This window comes from Christensenella timonensis (assembly GCF_900087015.1).
In the GTDB taxonomy this organism is placed as follows: Bacteria; Bacillota; Clostridia; order Christensenellales; family Christensenellaceae; genus Christensenella; species Christensenella timonensis.
In genome coordinates this window covers 248,092-269,333 of record NZ_FLKP01000001.1, presented here as the reverse complement: position 1 = coordinate 269,333, position 21,242 = coordinate 248,092, and the positions used below count along the sequence as shown (strand labels likewise).

General features: G+C 50.8%; 17 protein-coding genes and 2 pseudogenes. All 19 read right to left on the bottom strand.

The features are described 5' to 3' along the window. Position 1: 1 nt before the first annotated feature. Entirely contained in the window at positions 2 to 3,349 is a 3,348-nt protein-coding gene (locus tag BN6471_RS01255; RefSeq protein ID WP_066644741.1) for a YodL domain-containing protein, read from the bottom strand. A gap of 125 nt (positions 3,350 to 3,474) precedes the next feature. After that, a complete protein-coding gene (locus BN6471_RS01250; protein ID WP_002584962.1) occupies positions 3,475 to 3,843 on the bottom strand; it encodes a cysteine-rich VLP domain-containing protein in 369 nt (122 codons plus the stop codon). Then, a complete protein-coding gene (locus BN6471_RS01245) occupies positions 3,840 to 5,915 on the bottom strand; it encodes a type IA DNA topoisomerase (protein WP_002584963.1) in 2,076 nt (691 codons plus the stop codon). Before BN6471_RS01245 ends, BN6471_RS01250 begins: the two co-directional genes overlap by 4 nt. Then, entirely contained in the window at positions 5,912 to 6,661 is a 750-nt protein-coding gene (locus BN6471_RS01240) for a DUF4366 domain-containing protein (RefSeq protein ID WP_002584964.1), read from the bottom strand. The genes BN6471_RS01245 and BN6471_RS01240 overlap by 4 nt, the downstream gene beginning before the upstream one ends. Then, a complete protein-coding gene (locus BN6471_RS01235) occupies positions 6,651 to 6,917 on the bottom strand; it encodes a DUF4315 family protein (RefSeq protein ID WP_002584965.1) in 267 nt (88 codons plus the stop codon). The genes BN6471_RS01240 and BN6471_RS01235 overlap by 11 nt, the downstream gene beginning before the upstream one ends. 6 nt (positions 6,918 to 6,923) lie before the next feature. Then, positions 6,924 to 7,646 carry a phosphoadenosine phosphosulfate reductase domain-containing protein gene (locus BN6471_RS01230; RefSeq protein WP_002604475.1) on the bottom strand — a complete coding sequence of 241 codons (723 nt, stop codon included), beginning with the start codon at positions 7,644 to 7,646 and terminating at the stop codon, positions 6,924 to 6,926. A gap of 13 nt (positions 7,647 to 7,659) precedes the next feature. Then, on the bottom strand, positions 7,660 to 9,630 hold the full coding sequence (locus BN6471_RS01225) for a C40 family peptidase (protein WP_002604476.1): 1,971 nt from the start codon (positions 9,628 to 9,630) through the stop codon (positions 7,660 to 7,662). Further along, positions 9,627 to 10,583, bottom strand: a complete 957-nt coding sequence (locus BN6471_RS01220; protein ID WP_066644740.1) for a DNA-methyltransferase — start codon at positions 10,581 to 10,583, stop codon at positions 9,627 to 9,629. Before BN6471_RS01220 ends, BN6471_RS01225 begins: the two co-directional genes overlap by 4 nt. Beyond that, positions 10,580 to 12,976, bottom strand: a complete 2,397-nt coding sequence (locus BN6471_RS01215) for a VirB4-like conjugal transfer ATPase, CD1110 family (protein WP_002604478.1) — start codon at positions 12,974 to 12,976, stop codon at positions 10,580 to 10,582. The genes BN6471_RS01220 and BN6471_RS01215 overlap by 4 nt, the downstream gene beginning before the upstream one ends. Continuing rightward, on the bottom strand, positions 12,936 to 13,328 hold the full coding sequence (locus BN6471_RS01210) for a PrgI family protein (protein WP_002604479.1): 393 nt from the start codon (positions 13,326 to 13,328) through the stop codon (positions 12,936 to 12,938). Before BN6471_RS01210 ends, BN6471_RS01215 begins: the two co-directional genes overlap by 41 nt. 1 nt (position 13,329) lies before the next feature. Beyond that, positions 13,330 to 13,878, bottom strand: a complete 549-nt coding sequence (locus tag BN6471_RS01205) for an MT-A70 family methyltransferase (protein WP_002604480.1) — start codon at positions 13,876 to 13,878, stop codon at positions 13,330 to 13,332. A gap of 10 nt (positions 13,879 to 13,888) precedes the next feature. Beyond that, on the bottom strand, positions 13,889 to 14,752 hold the full coding sequence (locus BN6471_RS01200; protein ID WP_002604481.1) for a VirB6/TrbL-like conjugal transfer protein, CD1112 family: 864 nt from the start codon (positions 14,750 to 14,752) through the stop codon (positions 13,889 to 13,891). Between the two features lie 73 nt (positions 14,753 to 14,825). Next, positions 14,826 to 15,041 (bottom strand): Maff2 family mobile element protein, encoded by a 216-nt coding sequence (locus BN6471_RS01195; protein ID WP_002604482.1) that lies wholly within the window; start codon positions 15,039 to 15,041, stop codon positions 14,826 to 14,828. 67 nt (positions 15,042 to 15,108) lie between these two features. Then, positions 15,109 to 16,407: pseudogene (locus BN6471_RS01190) on the bottom strand (VirD4-like conjugal transfer protein, CD1115 family); the annotation flags it as partial. Positions 16,408 to 16,512: 105 nt separating this feature from the next. Beyond that, the gene (locus tag BN6471_RS01185) at positions 16,513 to 18,330 is read right to left on the bottom strand and encodes a reverse transcriptase domain-containing protein (RefSeq protein ID WP_003504504.1); all 1,818 of its coding nucleotides are present in this window, start codon (positions 18,328 to 18,330) and stop codon (positions 16,513 to 16,515) included. 580 nt (positions 18,331 to 18,910) lie between these two features. Then, positions 18,911 to 19,393 (bottom strand): annotated as a pseudogene (locus tag BN6471_RS01180) (hypothetical protein); the annotation flags it as partial. After that, positions 19,390 to 19,863 (bottom strand): PcfB family protein, encoded by a 474-nt coding sequence (locus BN6471_RS01175; protein WP_002604484.1) that lies wholly within the window; start codon positions 19,861 to 19,863, stop codon positions 19,390 to 19,392. The pseudogene BN6471_RS01180 and the gene BN6471_RS01175, both read right to left, overlap by 4 nt. A 36-nt stretch (positions 19,864 to 19,899) precedes the next feature. Beyond that, on the bottom strand, positions 19,900 to 20,844 hold the full coding sequence (locus BN6471_RS01170; protein WP_002604485.1) for a DUF6017 domain-containing protein: 945 nt from the start codon (positions 20,842 to 20,844) through the stop codon (positions 19,900 to 19,902). 128 nt (positions 20,845 to 20,972) lie between these two features. Continuing rightward, the gene (locus tag BN6471_RS01165; protein ID WP_002604486.1) at positions 20,973 to 21,191 is read right to left on the bottom strand and encodes a hypothetical protein; all 219 of its coding nucleotides are present in this window, start codon (positions 21,189 to 21,191) and stop codon (positions 20,973 to 20,975) included. Positions 21,192 to 21,242 lie beyond the last annotated feature (51 nt).

The window sequence follows — 21,242 nt, the reverse complement described above, 5'->3', positions numbered from 1 at the left end:
ATCAAACCTCCAAATCCTTTTTATGCTCTTTCTGTTTATCTTTCGGCTGCTGCGCCGCCTGTTTCTTGTATTCGTCCAGCTTCTTCAAAATGGACGGTTTTTTCTGCGGCTGTTCCCGTTTCTCGGCTTTTACCGCTTTTGCAAGGTCGGTAACGGAAATCGCTTCCCCCGCCTTTGCCCGCTGCTCAAAATCTGCAACGGTGGGCGTTTGCGGCGTATTGTTGATAAGCCCGTCAAAATTGTTGTCGTTCTGCTCTATGGTGTCCTCGACGTGCTTTAAGGGATTATCCCGCTGCGGCTGCTCGGCGGCTATGGCATAAGCCTGTGTGCCATTCCCCATAATGAGATACTTCCCGTCCTCCGACGCATGGTGAAAACCAAATCCCGCCGCTTCGATCTGTTCACGGCTCATATCGGTAATATGAAAATTGCCCCTCGGCGTTCTAACGGTTTCACCCGTCAAAAGGCTGTCGGGGGTCGCTTCCGGCTGCTGCTTTTCAAGCTGCCCGTCCTTGTAGGAATATCCTTGCGCCGCGATTGCTTCAAGGGTCTTGCCCGTAACGTCGCCATAAATCCGCTTGTCTGCGTCAACCAGCATTTGCAAAGTGTCTTGTACGGTGTCGGACAAGGCTTGCTGCTGTTCGGGCGGCAGCTTGTCAAATACGGGGGTCTGCTGCTCCTGCAAAAACTCCGGCACTTGCTGAAAACCGATACTGTCTACATAGTGGGCGGTGTCCTCGTCGTTCTGATGAAGCACAACAATGTCGGAAACGGAAAGGCTATGCCCCTTAAAGTCGGCGGGGTGGTCGATATTAAACCTTTCCCAAATGTCGCCCAGCGTCATATCCTTTGTAAGCGGTGCAGTATAGACGAGTTCATAATTTACCCGGTCAATGGTAAGTCCAGCCGCTTGCAGACGGTCATAAGGCTCAAAGCGCAAGTCCCTTGTTTCGTCCCCGCGCTTTAACTGATAAATGGAAAAGGTATCGCCCTGCTCCTGCTCGGCTTGCCGCTGCTGCTGCAACTCGGTAAAATGCCCCTCAATCTCGGTAATGAGTTCCTTTGCGGTGGTCTGTATTGTTTCAAGGGACGCTTTTAACTCGGTCATTTCCTTGCCGCTGCTCCAACCAGCCACATAGCCGAAAGAGTAATCGGAAGTATCAAGGCCGAAATGCTGGCAAACCGTATAAGCGACGCTTTCCGCTTCTACCTCGCAGGTATGGCGGTCAACGCGGTTTTGCTGCTCCGGCGGGGCGTTTAAGTCTACGTCGTGCAGCTTCGCATGGGCGATTTCGTGAATGGCGGTCTTTACCGCCTGTAATTCACTCACGCCCTCTTTGATTGCAATACGCTTGTCGGTCAAACTGAAATACCCATTTGCGCCGTTTGTGATCTGCTCAAATGCAATCGGGACGGGGGACGCTTTTTCAAGGGCGGCGAAAAAATCCTCGTACTGCTCCACATCGGCAAGCAGCGGTTTAACGGAAAGGTCGGGAAACTCCTTGCCCTCGGTCTGCGAAATATCAAAGACGGTTATAACCTTAAAGGCGGGGACGGTGATTTCCTTTTCTTCCTTTACCACTTTTCCCTCGCGGTCAAGCATGGGCTTTCTCGTTTCGGGGTCGATTTTATCAACCAGCTTTTTCACCTTGTAGGGCGCGGGGGCAAAGATTTTAATGCCTTTCTCGCCTTTCTTTACATGGCGGTCAAACTCCTTTTCCCATTGACGGAAGCCCATTACCAAATTGCCGCCCTGCATAGCAATTAGGATAGTGTTATTCAAACTATAATCATGGAACTTTGACATAGCGGTTAGAAACTCTTTGTAGCGGTCGCTGTCAAAAAACGCCTGTACGCCCTGTTCCAAACGCGCGGTGATCTCCTTTACCTTTTCGGCGGGCTTTTCGGAAGTAAGGATAATGGGGACGACGGGGCGGGGCTGCTGCGGCTCTGCGGCCTGTGCGTCTGCTTGCTGCGTTTCGGCTGCGTCCATATAGGCTTTGTCCTGTTCGCCGCGCTCCGGCTGCGGGTAACTCATAATGCGGTATTCTTCCGGCACTTCGCGCCCCTCAAACTGCCGTTCCCACTCGTCGCCGCTTTCCACGATATAGCCGTACTCGGTAAACGCGCCTTTTTCCTGCGCGGCAGCGTTCCTGCCAAAAGTAGAAAGGTCAATGCCGCCTTTCCATTCTTCGGGCATTTGTACCATGCCGGATTGATTTAAGTAATAGTCGCCCAAATCGTGGTAGTTATGTACTTCGGGGATATGGACGTAAAAATCCACGTTGTAGGTGAAGTCAATTACCTGTCCAATATTTGCAAGCCCGTTTTTCTGCTGCAAAGCTGCGTTCAGCTTGCCAACCTCGGCGGGGTCAAGCTGTTCGAGCCGCGCCGCAAGAAAATTGAGTTCGTCCACGTCGGCGGCGCATACCATTTCATAAGGCAAGGCAATATGTTTCTCCGGGTCGTCGGAATAGCCGCGAATGGAAAAATCCTGCGGGTTGTCGGCGGTAATGCCGACGTTCCGCATAGCTTCGTGCAACTGCTCCTTTGTGGCGGGCATATCCAACCAATAGCCGCCGGGGTCGCCCGCGTCAAAGCGGCTGCGGTTGCCTATCATAATAGAAAACTGTTCGCTCATGTGTTCACGCTCCTTTTCCTGCCCGGTATTTTCGGGGATAGCTGCCGCCTGTTGCTGCTGCGGGGGTTCTTCGCCCTCTATGGTGTAGTCCGGCATGAGCATACCGTTTACTTTGAAATAGTCGGCGTACTCCTGCGGGATAGGCGGGGAGATTTCCGTAAACAAGCGGTCATACGCTTTGATACGCCCATTCAGATACTTTTCCATAGCTGCCTTGTCGGTGAAAACCTTTCTATCTTGTCCGGCAATCTTCGCTTGGGTTCTGCTTGGGCTGTTGGTGCGCACGCTCCATGTAAGCGTCCATGAATACGGGATAGATTTCTGCGCTTCTTTGTCGTAGCGGGTATTCTCGTAAATGTAGTAATTCATCTGATATACCCGGTTGCTGCGAATATGGCGGTTATGCTCGGTGGTCTGCCACTCGTTAGCGGTGTGCTGGACGTGCGGCGTTCTCACATATTCAAGTGTTTTATCCAGCAAAAGCGTTCTTCCCGCCTGTTCTTCCCATGCGGCGGCGCGTTCTTTAAGGTCGTCAAAAATCGCCTGTTCTGCCGCCGCGCTTTCGCTGCGCATGGAAAGTAGCTGCGCAATCGGCAAGGAAGCATAAGGGGCAATCTCCCTGTCCTTTGCTTCAAAATATATCCGGCGTTCTATCCGCATGGTTTCGGCGGCTTCTAATTTGTCATGGTCGTATGAGGAATACGGCATATTCTTTCATCACGTCCTTTCTCGGTCATATAAGGGTTTGGGACTATCCCAACAAGCAAAATGCCCGCGCTCTCTATGGGAAGCGCGGGCATTTCTCGCAAACGGGTACTCGTTTGCTGTGCTTGCTATGTAGTTGTTTTTATCCGTAAACGCCTGTTTCTCTCGCTTTGGGCTTTCTGTCTGCGGCGTATCTTTGCCGCGCAATCGGGGCAGTATTTCGCCCGGTTGCTGCCCGCCGCAAACGTGCTGCCGCATACCGCGCAACGCTTCAAATCGGTTTCCCCGCTGCGGGTGATCTGTTCGCAAAGCTGCCTGTCGGCGGGTAATACCGCTTCGCGGAAATAGCGGCATAGCAGCGAATAGCTGATACTCTGCACACAAACGCAAGTTTCCCCGTCGTCCAGCAGCAGACAATTCCCGCAATCGTTGTTTGCACAAGCGGCGCGGGTCATTTTCTTTACGGCGCGGTATTGCTTTTCATCAAGCCTTATCATTTTCGGTTCTGCTCGACGCGGAAGTTTACATACTTGCCGCCTGTGTCGGCAAGCAGCACAACTCCGTCAAAGGTCTTTCCCGTCTTGGTCGAGTACATACCTTTGATTTTTACCTTTCCGTCTTTCAAAAGGGCGGCGGCAATCGCCTTTGTGAAAGCCTTTTTGCGCTGCTCAAAAAAGCGGTCATTCTTCCACATCACAAAGCTGCAAGCCCTGTCGGAGCAGTAAAAGTTTTTCTTGCCCTCGTAAACCGCCGCGCCGCAACGGGGGCAAGTGCCGATTGCTTCCCGCTGCGGGGTAAACAGCTTCGCTTTATCCTCGGAAATCGCGGAATAGGTCTTGACAAGCCCCGCTGTCATTTCCTCAATCCCGCGCATGAAGTCGGCGGGGCTGTCGCTGCCCTTTGCAATCCCGGTAAGGCGCGTTTCCCATTCTGCCGTAAGCTGCGGGGACGTAAGGCTGTCGGGCAGAATAGCGACAAGGTTATACCCGTCCTTTGTGGGGATTAGCTTTTTGCCCTTGCGCTCGGCAAAGCCCGCGCTAATGAGTTTTTCAATGATACCCGCCCGCGTCGCGGTGGTGCCTAACCCTTTGCGCTCCGCGTCCTCCGGCGTGTCCTCCTTTCCCGCACTCTCCATAGCCGAAAGTAACGTATCTTCGGTAAATGCCTTTGGGGGCTGCGTGTAACGTTCGGAGATCTCCGCTGCCGGATTGTCAAAGGTCTGCCCCTCGGCAAGCGGGGGTAAAACCGCTTCCGGCTCTGCGTCCTCGTCCTGTTCCCCGGACGCGGCGCGGGATAGTCTTTCAATCTCGCGCCAACCCTCGCAAAGCGTCGTCCTGCCCTTTGCGGTAAAGGTATAGCCGCCGCAAGTGAAAACCGCCGTAACCGCTTCATACTCATAGGGCGCGGCAACGGCGCAAAGCAGTTTTGCGCACACAAGGGTCATTAGCTTTTTCTCACTTTCGGCAAGGGAAGAAAAGCCCGTTTTCACAAACTCCGCTGTCGGCAAAATGGCGTGATGGTCGGTTACTTTGCTGTTGTCGCAAATCCTCGCAAGGTCGGCTTGCAGCTTCACGCCCTGCATAAAGGGGAGAGCAGCGCAAAGGCCGGTGATAAGTTCCTTTGTGCTGCCCTCCATATCGGAAGTGATATATTTGCTGTCGGTGCGGGGATAGGTCAAAAGCCGTTTTTCATAAAGGGCTTGCGCATAGTCAAGGGTCTGTTTCGCCGTAAACCCATACAAACGGTTTGCTTCCCGCTGCAAGGCGGTGAGGTCAAACAGTTTCGGCGGGGCTGCGGTCTTTTTCTCTTTTTTAAGGGAAGTACAAACGGCCTGCGATTTCTCGCAAGCCGCTTTCATCTGCCGCGCCGCCGCTTCGTCGTCCTGCCTTTCGGAAAGGGCGGCAACGCCGCCAACGTCCAGCCGGACGACATGATATTTCTCTTTCTTAAAGCTGCTGATTGCATAGTCGCGGTTTACCAGCATAGCAAGGGTGGGCGTTTGCACTCTGCCGACATTCAATGTTTTATGGTAGAGGATAGAGAAAAGGCGGGTCGCGTTAATGCCAATGAGCCAATCGGCCTTTGCTCTGCAAAGCGCGGATTGATAGAGGTTGTCATAGCCGCGCCCGTCTTTGAGATTTGAAAAGCCCTCGCGGATTGCACTTGCTTCCATGCTGCTAATCCAAAGGCGGGAAAAGGGCTTTTTGCAATTCGCCTGTTCATAGACAAAGCGGAAAATGAGTTCCCCCTCGCGCCCGCTGTCGCAAGCATTGATAATCTCGGTAACGTCGCTGCGGTGCATAAGGTCTTTGAGAATGGAAAACTGCTGCTCCTTGCCGCTGGCAACAATAAACTGCCACTCCTGCGGGACAATGGGAAGATCGTCGTACTTCCATTTACGGAATTGTTCATTGTAGGTCGCCGCGTCTGCAAGGCTAATCAAATGCCCGATACACCACGACACAAGGTAGCCGCCGCCCTCAAAATATCCGCTGCGCTTTTCATTCGCGCCCATAACGGCGGCAATCGCCGCCCCGACGCTCGGTTTTTCTGCAATTACAAGTTTCATAGATTATCGTCCTCCTGCTCGGTCTGTTCGGTTTCGACTACTTCCGTTTCCTCGTCGTCCTCGTCAAAATCAAGGTCGTCAAGGCTGCTGCTGCCTTTCGCCGCGTCCTTTTTGGGCTTCAAAATCTTAAAGTAGTAGAACGCGCCGCCGCCCGCTGCGGCAACAAGCAGCACGACAAGCAGAATACCCATGCCGCCGCCTTTTTCTTCTTCCGGCGGCTGCTCGGTTTCTTCCGGCTCCGGCTCGGCTTCCACACCCGCGCACTCGCTCATGTTGACGCTGCAAACCGGGCAAGCGGTGTTGACGCTTCCGGCAACGCATTTATCGGTGCAGCTACAAACGGGGGCTTCGGTCTGCCCGTCCTCCATAAGGGCGGTTAAATCCGCTTCGTCCACTTGGTTAAGGAAATGGACGGTATTTTCCCCGTCCTCGGCGCGGTCAATGATGATGTAAAAATAGTTGCCACTTTTGGTAACGACGGTGATAAACTGCTTGTCGCCGGACGCTTCACCCGTTATATCGTCCACAAGGGACATATTCCCGTCCGGGGTAAGGGGCTGCGGCTCATAGCCGCCCGTCGTTTCTTCCGGCTCGGTTTCCGGCGCGGGGGTTTCCTCGGTTACGGGGGTAGGCGTGTCGTCGCTTTCATCGCCACCGCCCGCATAAGCGGTAACAGAAAAGCCGCACATGATAACCAGTGCGGCAAGCAATACGGTAAACTTTCGGATTATCTTTTTATTCTTCATTGTCGTTGTCCTCCTGTTCGGCGGGGTAAGTGGCTTCCGGCTGCGGCAAGGTGATTTCGCCGCTGGCGTAAGCGGAGAGGAACGCGGCAAGCTGCGTCCCGTCAAGGTGTACCGCCTTTACCATTTGCACGATCTGCGCGTTTTCTTCCTCGACTTTCTGCGCTTCAAGGTCTTTCAGCTTCTTTTGCTGTTCAAGGATTTTTGCCCTCGTTTTCTCAATATCCCTTTCGATACGGTCAAGTTTCGTGTTCGCCATAGTCATTTACTCCTTTCCAAACTGTTCTTTCCATGAATAGCTGCGCCCCAATCCCTTAACGGTTTTAAGATAGGGCATAGCGTTTTCTTCCAAAGTCGCCGCCCGGTTAAATAGATCGGGATAGTGTTCTTTGAGATATAAAATCTCTTGTTTCTTCATGCTCGGACAAAAGAAACAGGACGATTTACCCGGCTGCGGCAATCCTGCCGCTTTGATTTCCCGGATACAATCGTCCCTGTTCCAGCCCCATTCTTCAATGAGGGGGTAGCGGTTATGATATTTTTTGTCGGCTTCGTTGTACTTGCGGGAATGTTCATACCGTTTCACTTCTCCCGCGTCATAGCCGATATAGCGGTTGACTTTCTCGCCGCGCTGCCATACTTCGCGGCAAGGCGCATAGTGGTTGCAAAACTTTTCCTGCGGTGCGATTTTGTGTTTCTGCGAACAACGCTTATGCCCGTAGGCAATCGACGGGAGCGTATGAGAGCGCAAGCACTCGGTTTCAAGAGATAGGCGGTTGCCGTAGCGGTCAACATACTGCACAACGGTAATCTGCGGCATACCGTGTTCCGCAAGCCATTGATTGATTATCTCGATAAATTGATAGGTATGCGGGTGTTCCGCGCCCGTATCGGCAAAGGTGATAAGGTCAATCGGGATTTTGTGCTTGTATAGGCCAATAAGTAAGGCGGCACTATTCGTGCCGCCGCCAAAAGATACAATATTCATTTTTCAACTCCTTTTAATTGTAATTTAACCGCCCGTAGGCGTAAAAGTGGGATTGCCAATAGCTGGTGTCCAGCTTTGAATACTGGATAGGGTCGCCACAATGCAGCATGACGGGGCTTCCGTCCCCGTCCTCGCCCACATAAATCCCCACATGGGAAACGCCGGGGGTGTCGTATGTACCCGTAAAGAACACCAAATCCCCCGGCTGCGGGTTAGAAACAGGGGTTGAGATGTTGTAAAGCCCTTGCGCCCCAAGTCTGCCCGTATTGTATAGGCCGCTGTTCGTCAACACATAACTCACAAAGCCGCTGCAATCAAAAGAGGTTTCCGGGGTGCTGCCGCCCCACACATAGGGAAAACCGACGTATTTATCTGCTTCCTCCATGAGCCGCGCAAACTTTTCATCGGAACCCAGCAGCGCGGCGGGTACTTCATAATCGGCGGGCGGGTTTTCATAGTATTTAGACACATAGCCGGATTGCGGGAAAAGGTCGGGTCTGTTTCCCAGCGACGACATATACATAGCGTACATGGATAGCTGTTCTTCGCCCATGATGTAAACGGGGACATGGGAGAGGTTGAAGTTTTCCAAATCCACATGAAGAATGTAATAGTTATAGGGGACTTCAACCGTATAGGGGTTGCCCTCGCTGTCCGTCCTTGTTTCGGTGCGGTAGCGTACCTGTACTTCTTCCTCGACCGTCAAGATATACTGTTTCTCAAAGAGCATTTCAAGGGTGCTTTGCACTTCATCGAGTGTAAACACGCCCTCATGCCACGCGGAAAGGATAGAAATTAGCACATAGGGGTCATGCTCGATCTCGTCCGCGTTTACCCGGTATTCGTCATAGCCGGGGTATTCGCTTTCGATATTGTCCAGCATATCTTGTAACTCGGCTTCCATAGCGGCATACGCGCTTTCCGCGCCCGTTATATCCGCGTCCTCGGAGAGATAGGACGACGCAATCAAGCCGCTGCCGCTGTTGCCGCCAAAGAGGGAGCAAGAGGACAGCCCGCCGAAAAGCAGCAGCACGATAAAGGCAATCCCGCCCACAATCAAGCAGCCTTTCCAATGCCGGACAACAAAGAACGTCGCCCGTTTGGTTTCCTGCGCGGTTTTCTTCGCCGCCTTTGCGGTGGCTTCAGCGGTTTTTTTCGCTTTGCCGCCCGCTTTCAGCGTTTTTGCATACTGCTTTTTAATGCGCTGCTTCTGCCAAAAACGGGAAATGGGGTTGGAGTGCGCAAGCGCGGGGTTATCGTGCAACGCCTTTTGATAGAGAAAATCTGCGTTTGCCTTTACCGCTTGTTTTTCCGCTGCCGCCGCTGCCCGGTAGGGTTTCAGCTTATGGCGGCGTATGCCGCCCTTAACTGCCCGCGCCGCCATGCCGCCCGCTTTCTCTCCGGCAAGTTCTACCCGGTGCCCGCTTTCCACACCGACGTTTTCTTTCTCTACCTCGTAGATTTTCCCATGTACGGTACTGTTTAACTCCTGTGCCGGACGGGATAAGGGGTTATGCCGCAACTTGCCGTTTGGGGGCTTATCCGTCTTTTCAAAGGAAAGGCGCGTCTTTGCCTTGCCTTTCGCTTCGTCAAAAACGCGCTCTTTCTTGATTTTGGTCTGCTTGGGGATAGCCGCCCGCGCTGCGTCTAAACAGTCTGCCGCCTTATCCGATTTCTTGATCGCTTTTTGAAGTTCCGGCGTTGCCCGTTCCGCTTCGGAAAACTGCAAGCGGGAAGAATGGGTTTTAGGCTGCGTCGCGTCAAGGGCTTTTTTCTCCGCGCCTTTTGCTGCGTGTCGCTCAATCTCTGCGCCGATATGCTGCACAACCTTTTCCGCTGCCACCCCTGCGGGGGCTGAATAGTTTTCTTCCTGCGGCCTTTCGCTGATACTGGACGTTTCGCCCGTCGTGAGGTTTTCCGCAACCGCACCGTCGCGGGTCATTTTTTGCGTTACCTTGTCGGGGGCTTTCAGTTCCTTGCTCAATCTTCATCACCTCCAATCCGCTGTTTTGCAAGTTCGCAATAGTCGGGGTTTAACTCAATGCCGATATAGCGGCGGTTAAGCCGTTTTGCTACCATGCCCGTCGTGCCGCTGCCGAAAAAGGGGTCAAGGACAATCCCGCCGATGGGACAGCCCGCCAAAATGCACGTTTCCGCAAGTTTCGGCGGGAACGCTGCGAAATGCCCGCCATGATAGCCGACATTGTTAATCTGCCAAACGTTGCGGCGGCTGCGGACGGGAGAAATCAACTCGTCGGCGTATGCGCCCTTTTCGCGGGGGCGGGTGATTTTCTGCGGTTGGTTTTGCCCCGGAACAGTAACGTTATACTTATTTCCTTTGCTAACTCCGCTTTTCAGCCGCCCCGCCGTTGTGGGGGCTATCGGCTCGGCTACTGCTTGCCAATCGTAATAATACTTCTTTGACTTGGTAAGCAGAAACACATATTCATAGCAGCGGGTCGGCCTGTCCCGCGTGCTTTCCGGCATGGGGTTTGTTTTGTGCCAAATGATAGAACTGCGCAAATACCAACCGTCGCCCCGCAAGGCGAGGGCTACAAGCCACGGAATACCAATTAAATCTTTGGGCTTGCAGCCGGGGGCGCGGTGGTTAAACGCCACTTGCTGCCCGTTCCTGCCTTTGGGGTATTTGGGGTCTTGGTGGTCGGCTTTGCTGCCTGTGCCGCAATAAGTGTCCGCGATATTCAGCCAACAAGTACCCTCCGGCGTAAGCACCCGCTTTACCTCATGGAATACCGCCGTAATACGGGAAACATATTCCTCCGGCGTTGCTTCCCGTCCGATCTGCCCGTCTGCGCCGTAGTCCCGCAAGGCATAGTAGGGTGGGGACGTTACGCAACAATCAACTGCATTTTCCGGCAAGGTTTGAAGCACCTGCAAGCTGTCGCCGCAATAGATTTTGTCCATTTCTATCCTCATGCCGACACCTCGCCGGGTTTGGTCGTCATTACACGATAGAGTTCCGTATCTTGCGGGAAACGGTCAATAAAGGGCAAAATCACGTTGCCATAGAAGATAAGCCCCTCGCCCGCGTCGGAATGGGTTACATAGGTCATTTGCTGCTGCGAAATGTTAAGCTGCTTTGCAAGGATTTCCCTGTCGCCCTGGGCTTGGTTGAGCATATACACAAAATCGCTGTTTTCAAAAATGTTCTCCACCTCGCGGGACGATAACAAATCTTTCACGTTTTGGGTGATACCTGTCGGAATACCGCCCCATTTTCTAAAACGCTTCCAAATCTCAACGCTGTACGCTGCGGTCTGTTCCTCTTTGAGCAGCAAATGAAACTCGTCGATATAGTACCGCGTCGCCTTGCCTTCGCTGCGGTTTATGGTAACTCTGTTCCAAACTTGATCTTGGACAATGAGCATACCGAGTTTTCGTAGCTGGGTGCCGAGTTCTTTAATATCAAAGCAGACAAGGCGGTTGTGAATGTCAACGTTTGTTTGGTGGTTAAACACGTTCAAACTGCCATTTACATAGAGTTCCAATGCCGACGCGATACGCTGCGCTTCCTTTTCCGGCTGCTTCTTGATTTCATTGTAGAGGTCGCCCAAAATCGGCATATTCTCCGGCTTCGGGTCTGCAAGGTAGCTGCGGTACACGCTGATAACGGCGCGGTCAATCAAAGTCTTTTCAACCGCTTCCAGCCCGTTTTTGCCGCCCATAATCAACTCGCAAAAGGAAAGGATAAAATCGCTCTTTAAGGCTATGGGCGTGTCGCCCTCGCTGTAATTGAGGTTTATATCCATCGGGTTAATGTACTGCGTGCTGTTCTGCGAAACCTTGATAACCTGCCCTTTCAGCCGTTCCACAAGGGGGTAATATTCCGCTTCCGGGTCGCAAATGATAATATCGTCTGCGGTAATGAGAAAAGCGTTGGTGATCTCGCGCTTTGCCGAAAAACTCTTGCCGCTGCCGGGTGTGCCGAGTATCAAGCCGTTAGGGTTCTTCAGCCTTTTCCTGTCGCACAAAATCATGTTATTCGATAATGCGTTTAAGCCGTAATACAACGCTTCGCCGCTTTGGAACAGCTCTTGTACCGTAAAGGGGACGAAAATGGCGGTGCTGGAAGTCGTCAAGCCCCGCTGGATTTGGATTAGGTTTTCGCCCAATGGGATAGAGGACATAAGCCCCTGTTCCTGCCGGTAGTCAAGGCGGGTGAGCATACAGTTGTATTTCTGTGCGATACTTGCGGCCTGAAATACGTCGTTGTCCAATTTCTGCTTTGTGTCTGCCACATTCAAAACTAACAGCGTAAGCAAAAACATTCGCTCGTTCCGGCTCTGCAAATCCCGCAAAAGGTTTTTCGCTTCGCCGCCGTAGGTGGCAAGGTCGGACGGAATTATATCCATATCGTAGCCGCTGCGGATTGCCTTTTTCTGTTCCTCGATTTTCATACGGTCAAGGTCGGTGATTTTCCGCTTGATCGTCTTGATCGCTTCGTTGTGGTCGATACTCTGAATGTGCAGATTGACGACAATCCCGTTTTCCGCTTCCATGAAGTCGGCAAGCATACGGTCTGAAAGTTCCGGCGCGGCAATCTGCAAAAAGGAAACCGCGCCAAACTTCCCGCCCATTTGAAACATTCGCCCGTCGCCAAAACGGAAAGAGGACGGGGCAATAAAGTCTTTGACGGAAAGGCCGCTTACGGGTAGCCATTCCCACGCAAAGTTGAAGCGTTCCCCGTCCGGGTGGAAAAGCCCATGCAGCACTTCAAGCCGCTGCTTCCCGTCCAATACCCGCGCCGCCGCGCCGATCACCTTAAAATGGTTGAGGGTGTCCGTTTCGATACGGGCAAGCCGCGCCCGCGCCGATTTAATATCTTTTGCTTCAATGGTAAAGGTGAGAAACTTTGTCTTGATAAGCCCGTTGTTGCCGCGTTCAAGCTGTGTTTGCAGCATTTCGGTGTATTCGGCTCTGATACTGTCAAAGTCGTCATTCTGTGGGGCAATCGTGATACTGCTCTTGAAATCCTCCTTGTTCGCATGGCGGCTGATTAAGGAAAGCTGCACACTGATAGAAGCGTCAAAAGAGTTATACATATCGCAAAGGGCTTCAAAAATGGCGGTCTTGTCGTCCGGCTGCGCAAGCTGATAGTTAATATCTTCAAACTCAATGCACTTGGAATACCGCCCGTTTGCAAGGCGGCAAATCCCGTCCTTATACATTCGTTCAAACGGTATGCTGTCCTGCGCCGTATGGGGCTTCCCGTCGCCCTTTGACTGCCGGATAAGCGCGTCGATCTGTTTCTTTTCCTGCCGCGTAAGTTTACGCTTTTTGTTTTGGGTCTTTCCCTTTTCCTTTGACAATCGCCCGTACCTCCTTATCTAATCGCTCCTGCCGCGCAAGGGCGGTATAAAAATTGTTGGTCTGATAAGGTCGCTCTTTGGGGCGAAGAAACTTCACTTCCACAAATTGCCGTATAATCACTTCCAGCGGTTGCCCGTTCTTCTCGTACATAGCGAGTAGGAACATGGGCAGCATGGCAAGCACCATGCACAAAGCCGCCGTTGTCGTTCCCGCGCTGTCCTTTGTCAAAAAGAATAGCGGTAGCCCGATAGCCACCGCCGCGCCGAAACAGAGTAATTGTCTTTTGGTAAGGTTGAACATTACCTTGCTCTTGATTTTGGTTAAATCCTTTGGGACGGTTACATACGCCATTTCAAACCTCCTTTCCGGCAAACCGTATGTCGCTTTTGATTTCATTTCCCCATACGTCCCAACCAGGGGTATGCTGCCTTGCAAACAGTTCAATACGCGGTAGGTCGCCCATAAGGGCAAGTATCTTTTCCCGCGTTATATCCGGCTTTTTGCTGTGCTGCTCAACAGGGGAAATAATAAATTGATGTACCTTGTTTGATTGTCGCTTCGGGTGTCCTTTGGTAGCAAGCAAGCAGATTTCCGCATTTCCTCGCGTCCAAAAGCCCAAGCCATAAAACCAAGTGGGCGATTTCCGATTTTGCTTTAACCATACAAAGGCAACGGATTTATAGGTAAATCCCCAAGCCTTGATTAACTGCAACGCTTCTTTAAGCTGCGGGAACGTCGCCCATAGGAATAAAATACAGTCCTTATCCGCAATTTCTTTGACGGGTAAAGCGCAAAGTTCCTCAATACTCATAGTGGGATAGTGCTTTTCCGCTGCGCCCTGTACCTTGCTTCTCGCGTATCTCCAAGGGGGATCGGCGTAAATGATTTTGTATTTCTTCATCTGCACCCCCTTAATGCGCGCTGAATACGGATTTTGCAAGGCTTCCCGTTTTGAAAAGCGTAAAACACAAGAGGACGGTATAGCCCATGCAAGACCAGATCGCGCCGGATATGTCATCGGTTGCTGCGATTGTCTGTATCAAAACCGCATAAATACCGACGCACACAAGAATTAGAAAAGCCTGAAAACCGAGGGCAAGCAAGGATTTTAAGTAGTTCTGTCCCATGCCGCCCCATTCACGATTTACCATTGTCGCAACGGGGATAGGGGCGATACTCGTTACAAGGTATATTTCAATCATGCGCCCGTACACCACCAGCATGATACAGATAGACAACGCTTTCATGGTAAGCCCCACAAAGAGTGATTGAAACCATAGCCCCAAAAGCCCGCCGACGCTCATAGCGTCCAGCTTTGCTTCTATATCGGTGATAACGGTTGCAATATCTATGCTTGTGTCGGATATGATAACGCCCGCGCTGTCGTTGACGACGCTCTGTGTAATGTCAAATACGCCCATGACGATGTTCCAAGTATTTGTTACCAGCAGCACCGCAACAAAGGTTTTGAAAATCCACTTGAAGAAAATCCAAGTGTCGAGATCGTGCAGATTGTTTTTCTCAATTACAAGCTGGATTAGTTCGTAGCACATGACAAAGGTAATGATAACGCCCGCAATCGGCACAATGACGTTTTCCGATAGGCTGCGTATCATATTGAATATGCCCGCGTTCCACCCGGCGGGGGTTGTGCCGACTTGCGTTGCGATTTCTCCAACCTCTGTATTTACGCTGTCGAACAGCCCGGAGAGATTAGAGAGTATTCCGTCTGTCAAAATGCCGCGAAACCAATCTTCAATCATCTGCCATATCAAAAGCTAATCCCTCCTTTCCCGCGCCCTCCCGCGTGAAGCGGGAGAGCGCGGCGGGTAGTGTTAGTTTGTGGCATTATCCAAACAGGCCGGAGAGCAGCGGGACAAGGGTAAGGCCGATAAGGGCAACGCCGCCGCCCGCCATCAACTGTTTCATGCCCTGCGACTTCGCGCCGGGGTTATCGTTGCCGTACCCCTCCATGAGGTTAATGCCGCCCCAAATGCCAAGTCCTGCGCCAAGCGCGATTACCAAAGTCTGCAATACGTCAACTGCGCTGTTGAAAAAATCCATATAAACCTCGCTTTCTGCCGCTAAAACGGCTCAAAAAATGTTGTTGGAAATAAAAATGCCGCCGTTTTTATTCGGCGGCTGCGTCCTCGTCGGACAAATCTATTTCGTATATGTCAAAGGGTTCGTCGGGCTTTACGATTGCCGGACGGGTGGACATATACCGTTCAACGTCAAAAGCGTTTTTCTTGTCGAAGTCGGAAAGGTATTTGTAGTTCGGGTGCTGCGTTATATCGTACTTATCGCTGAAAAAGGGGCGCACGCCGCGCAACTGCAAAATACATTTTCCTCCGTCCATAACTGCGATTTCGTCCTGTGTCATCAACTCCTTTCCCAATTTCTGATAATTGAGGCCATGAGAAACCTGCGTGCCGCGATTTTCGGAAGTGTTGAAACTGTCGATTGTTTCACGTCCCAAGTTCTCCGAAATATCCTTTGCATTTTTCCCGCGCCCTCCCAAAAACAAGGTGCTGTCGGCATTGTCAAGTATGATTTCTGCCGCGTCCTTGTAAATGGCTTTTAGCTGGCTCTGCGATTGCAGAATGATAGAAGCCGAGATTTCCCGGCTGCGGATTGTGGCAATCAATTTTTCAAACTGCGGGATTTGTCCAATGTTTGCAAACTCGTCTAACAGGCAGCGAACATGAACCGGCAGCTTGCCGCCGTATTCGTCGTCGGCCTTGTCGCACAAGAGATTAAATAACTGCGATTGCAGCATAGCGATAACAAAATTAAACGTGCTGTCCGTATCGCTCATAATCAAAAACAAAGCTGTTTTTCTGTCGCCTAACGTGTCAAGTTCTAATTCGTCGTAGGACATAAGATCGCGCAATTCCTTTATATCAAAAGGAGCGAGCCTCGCACCGCAAGAAATGAGGATTGATTTTGCGGTTTTGCCCGCCGCCAATTTATATTTTCGGTACTGCTTCACCGCGAAATGGTCGGGGTCGCGTTCTTCCAAGTCGGCAAACAGCAAATCGACGGGGCTTTGATATTCCTCGTCGTCCTCGCGGGCTTCGCTGGCGTTGATAAGTTCCAACAGGGTAATAAAGTTCATTTCCTCGGCGGGGGCTTCGTACCAGATGTAGCCCACCAACGCGCAATACAAAAGCCGTTCTGCCTTTACCCAAAAATCCTCCGCGCTTTTTTCTCCCTCACCTTTGGTATTCGCTATCAACGTATTTACCAGCTTCAAAATATCTTTCTCGCTGCGGATATACACAAAGGGGTTGTAGTGCATAGATTTTTTGAAGTTAATCGTATTCAGTACCTTAATGCGGTAGCCCGCCCGTTGCAGCAGCTTCCCGCACTCAATCAAAACCGTACCTTTCGGGTCGGTTAAGACGTAAGAGGAATGAAGCTGCATTAGATATGAGGTAGGCACCCTGCGCCTTGCTGACTTTCATCAGTAGGTTTCAGGGAGCCGCCTCCCAAACCGGACGTACACCTCTCAGCGTATCCGGCTTTCCATGAATCACCTTGATTCTTTGGTTTCGTGTAAGAGTTCAAAGCAGTCAGGGCAGAGAGCCAGAGATTTTCTTCTCATTTTCAGCATTTTCTGCTCAAATATATCCCTGCCTTTCAGCGATTTCAGCGTTCTTACGTGGTGCATACATAAATAGTCTGCATGTTCCCCGCAAATCTCGCATACTCCGGCTTTTATGCGGTTTACTATCGTGTGCCTGCTGTCATATTTCCTATAACTCGGCATAACGTCTGCCACATTGTCATAGCCGTCGCTGTGCTTTCTGAATCCATCATGGTAAAATTCGCAGTATTTACGTCCCTTAGTTGTATCGTATGGGATTCTCAGTACTCCGTTTACCATGTGCCGCTTCTTAATAACACTGACATTCGTTCTGTGCTTTCCTGCCAGAGTTTTTAACATGCTGTACCGCACCATGTAGTAATACTTGTGCAATGCGCCTACGTTTTCTGCTATCCGATAGAAGTTATATAACCCTCGAATTTCGGAATTGAAAGTAGACACAATCTCTGCGTCGCTGCGGTTCATCAGGTCTTTCCTTGGCATAGGCCGCCACATTTCTTTGCCTGTGTCATTGTTGCGTTTCACCTGTATCGCTCCCCGTTCCATCGCTTTTTTAATCCATTTTTCTTTCGGCATATACAGGAATACTTTTCCATACCACACCCGTTTCATGTCGCCGTTTTTACAACGCTTCATGTTCTTGGAATGGATTACTTTGAAATCGTACCCCAGATAGCGTACCGGCTTACTGGAATGGGTGACTTTCGTCTTTTCCTCGGACATTTCCAAATGCAGTTTTTCTTGGAGAAAGATTTTTACATCTTCCTTGATTTTTTCTGCGTCCTTTTTGGAGCCGATAACGCCGATTACAAAATCATCGGCGTAACGGTTGTACTGGATTTTCTTGAAGCCTTCCTCAAACGGATTGTAATAGTGCTGATTCATCTTCTTCCTTCTGGAATCCTTAAATTCTTTTACCAGTTCAGGAGTTGATTTTTCTGCGCCCATTAACGCTTTACGTGCCTTTCTGTATCTCCGGGACGCCCGCTCGTATTCTCTGGTCGTCCTTCTGCGTTCTGGCTCGCAATCATACTTTTCTTTGTATTCCTGCATATAGTTGTCCAGTTCGCTGAGGTAGATGTTTGCACATATCGGACTGATACCGCTGCCCTGCGGAACACCGGAGTAGGTGCAGTTGTACTGCCATTGTTCCATATATCCGGCTTTCAGGAACTTCCAGATTAGACCGATAAAAGCCTCGTCTGAAATCCTTTTCCGCAGTAATTCAACCAACACATGATGGTCGAAGTTATCAAAGCACGCCTTAATGTCTCCCTCGACAATCCATGTAACACCTGTGAAGTTTTTCTTCACTTGCGTAAGTGCCGTGTGACAGCTTCTTTTTGGTCTGAAACCGTGTGAATTGTTGCTGAATGTCGGCTCATAGATTGCTTCAAGAATCATTCTGACCACTTCCTGCACTAACTTATCATCAGTAGAAGTGATTCCCAACGGGCGAAGTTTCCCGTTCTTTTTAGGAATGTACTTTCTTTTTGCAGGCTTTGGCTGATATGTCCTGTTGCGTATGGATTCAATAATCCGGTTAATTCTCGGCAGGCTCATGTTGTCCAGCGTCTGCCCGTCTACCCCCTGCGTCATGCTCCCCTGCGATTTCGCAATGTTCGCATATGCAAGGAGATAGAACTCTGGATTGTATAGGTTGCGATATAATCTTTCATATTTGTAGTTACTTACACTTGCCTTTTCTTCAAGGCTTTTCAAGACATGAATCGGATTTCTCATAGTGTCTCACACACCATCCTTTCTGTTTTGAAAATGATTCACTGTTCCCCTTTGCCATGTAGACGGCTTTCCCGTCCGCAGACTACTATGGGAACTCTGTTGCCATGGTGAATATTCAGAACCCCGCATTTCAGCGTTTTCATAGCCTTTCGGCATTTCACTTTAGGCAATCCCCGTTTAGTACGGTATAAACAAGCGTTCCACGTTGTCGGTATGTGACGTTCGCCTTTTTCCACTTTCCCGTGGCTGAACCTGCTCCGAGTATCAGCAGCCGCATAGCCAAACAATGCGACTGTCAGGAACACTGACGAGTACAACCTCTCTACGTCAGGGGTACGCTCTTGGTCCCGATTTCAGGCTGTCATTCAAGCAGTCTAGCTTCCATCCTCATACGTGGATTTTCATTCCGTCACGCCGGCGCTTCTGAGGCTTCAGCGCCCCGTGTCCTCCGTCATGCTATGGTCGCCCTCCGGTTTCCCTTTTGGGGTAAGACGGGGAATGATAGGTTGCGGCACAATGCCGCTTGATACTTTTACCTACTACTTGCTCAAGGTAGGATTTATACCGCCCTTACGGGCGCACTAGGTTTGACAAAAAATCTTGTTTTTCCGCTGCCGCTGCCGCCGATCACGACGACGTTCTTATTTCTCGCGTACTTCGGCTGCTTCGGGCGGCTGTTCATGGTAAGCCGTTCCGTCTGCGTCAAAATGATGTTGTTTTGGAAATCCGGGTCTATGTAGGGCTTTATATCTTCGGCGTTTCCCCATCGGGCAGAGCCGTACTCCGCGCCCTTGCGGTATTTCTTCGCGTTTTTCCCTTTGACATAGACTATCAAGCGGATAATCACCGCACCGACAATGCCGACAAGCAAATCCAACGGGTAAACGCTCGGCAAGGCGTTTTCAAAGGCTGCGGAAAATCCTTGTGTGATATTCAGTATCTTTGCAGAAATATCCGCGCCGGGGGCAAGCCGCACCGCCTGTCCGACTTTATCAAAGAGATAGACAAAGAACACATAGGGGATATTCGGAAGTATCAGCTTTTTGTAGTTGATCTGCTTCATATCTCGCGCCCCCTGTCCATTTTCTTTACCTTGTCGCGGGCGGCGTTAAGCTGCTTCGCCTTGTCCTTTGCAGCGGCAAGGGCTTTGCGGATAGAGGGCTTTTTCTCCCGGTTCAGCTTCTTTGCGGAAAACTCTTGAAACGCTGCGGTCATAACGTCCGCGTCCCGGCCTTTGAAAAACACAAGGTAACGGGTCTGCTCGCCCTTAACCTTTTTTAGCGAAAAATCTATGTTGTATTTCTTCGCCGTACTCTCAAAGGCTTTAATATTGCTGTCGGTGATCTCGATGTTGGAAACACCCGCGTTCTGCTTCATAAGCTGCCGCATGGTCTGTTTCCCATGCGCGGGTTTGCTTTTCTGCTCCAAAAACTTTTGGATTGCTTTCTGTAACGCCTGTTCGGTAAGCCGCGCCGCGCCTTTTCCCACTTTGACGTATAGGGCAATCGTTTTTTGGGTTACTTCCTCCTGCAAGGTATCAACTCCTTTCCCGGTAAAGTGCGGCTATGCTCATTCGCCGCCGTATAAGTCGTGATTGACAAGGGCGGTATAGTAGCTGTCAATGGTACTCGGCGCGTTGAACAGCACCGCTTTTAGATACTGCTTGATGTTGCGCACTTTGGTTGTGTTCTCCCTCATGCAATCCAAAACAAACTCAATATGGCTGCTGTTCAGCTTCAAAAACTTGGATTTCACCAATTCGGCGGGGTAGTCGTCCCCGGCAATACGGATTGTCTTTCGGGCTGTGCAGACGGTTTCCAGCATAAGGTCAACAATCTCGTCCAAACGGTCTTTGTCAATTTTGCAGTTTTGAATGAGATGGTCGTATTCGATATTGTCCTTGATAATCTCCCTGTAAATCTCTACTGCGCTATTGCTTTTCGCTTCCGTTCTTTTCCTTTCCGGCGGCGTAGCCGCTTCGCCATGCGCAAAGGGCAAGGGGTTTAGGGAATGGAAAGGAATGGAATCGGTACTTGATAAATCAGTAATTGATTGTTCTTTACTTAATATATCTTTATTTAATTGCGTTGGATTTTCCAACGTAGGTTTTTCCTGCGTAGGTTTTTCCAACGTTGGATTATCCAATGTTGGATTTTCCAATGTAGGTAAATCCAATATAGGCGGCTGTCCGCCGCTGGTAGCTGCTTCCGGCTCTCGCGGCTGCGGCTGCTCGTATATGACGTAATCTGCGCCCCGCAAGCGTCCCTTTTCGTCGCGCTCCCGGCTGCGCACGATATATCCGGCTTTTTCGAGTTCCTTTACCGCTTCGCGGATTGCGTCGATCTTCTCCCGGTTGATATGGGATAAGCCCGCAAGGGTATAATCCCAATCTTCGGGCAGCGAAAGCATTTGCGACAACAAGCCCTTTGCCTTTAAGGACAATTCCTTGTTTCGCAAGTGGTGGTTGCTCATAACGGTATATCCCGTATTTCGCTCCACTCTGAAAACTGCCATATTTCCTCACTTCCTCTCTTGGTATGCGTGGACAATTAGAAAGCCGTTTTCGGCTGTTTTGGTATTGCAATATGCCCTTTGCCGTTTTCGCGTCTGCAAAGCCGCATGGCACAAGGGCTTTTGCCCGTCTATTTGTCCATGCTGGCGTGCGTTTTCCGCGTCCTTTTGCCGGGGCAATAGGGACACTCTTTGAAAACGCAAAACTCATATTTCCACCCGGGGCGGTAGAAACGGCAAGTGCCGCAATCTTCATCATCTCCGGCACAACCGGATTGATAGCGGTCAAATCCCGGCTTCTGCTGCATGAGCAATTCAAACGCCCGCTGCTTGCCCTTTGTGAAATACATTCCGGCTGCACCTCCTTTCCTGCGGGCATAAAAAAACGGCGTTACTTTCTC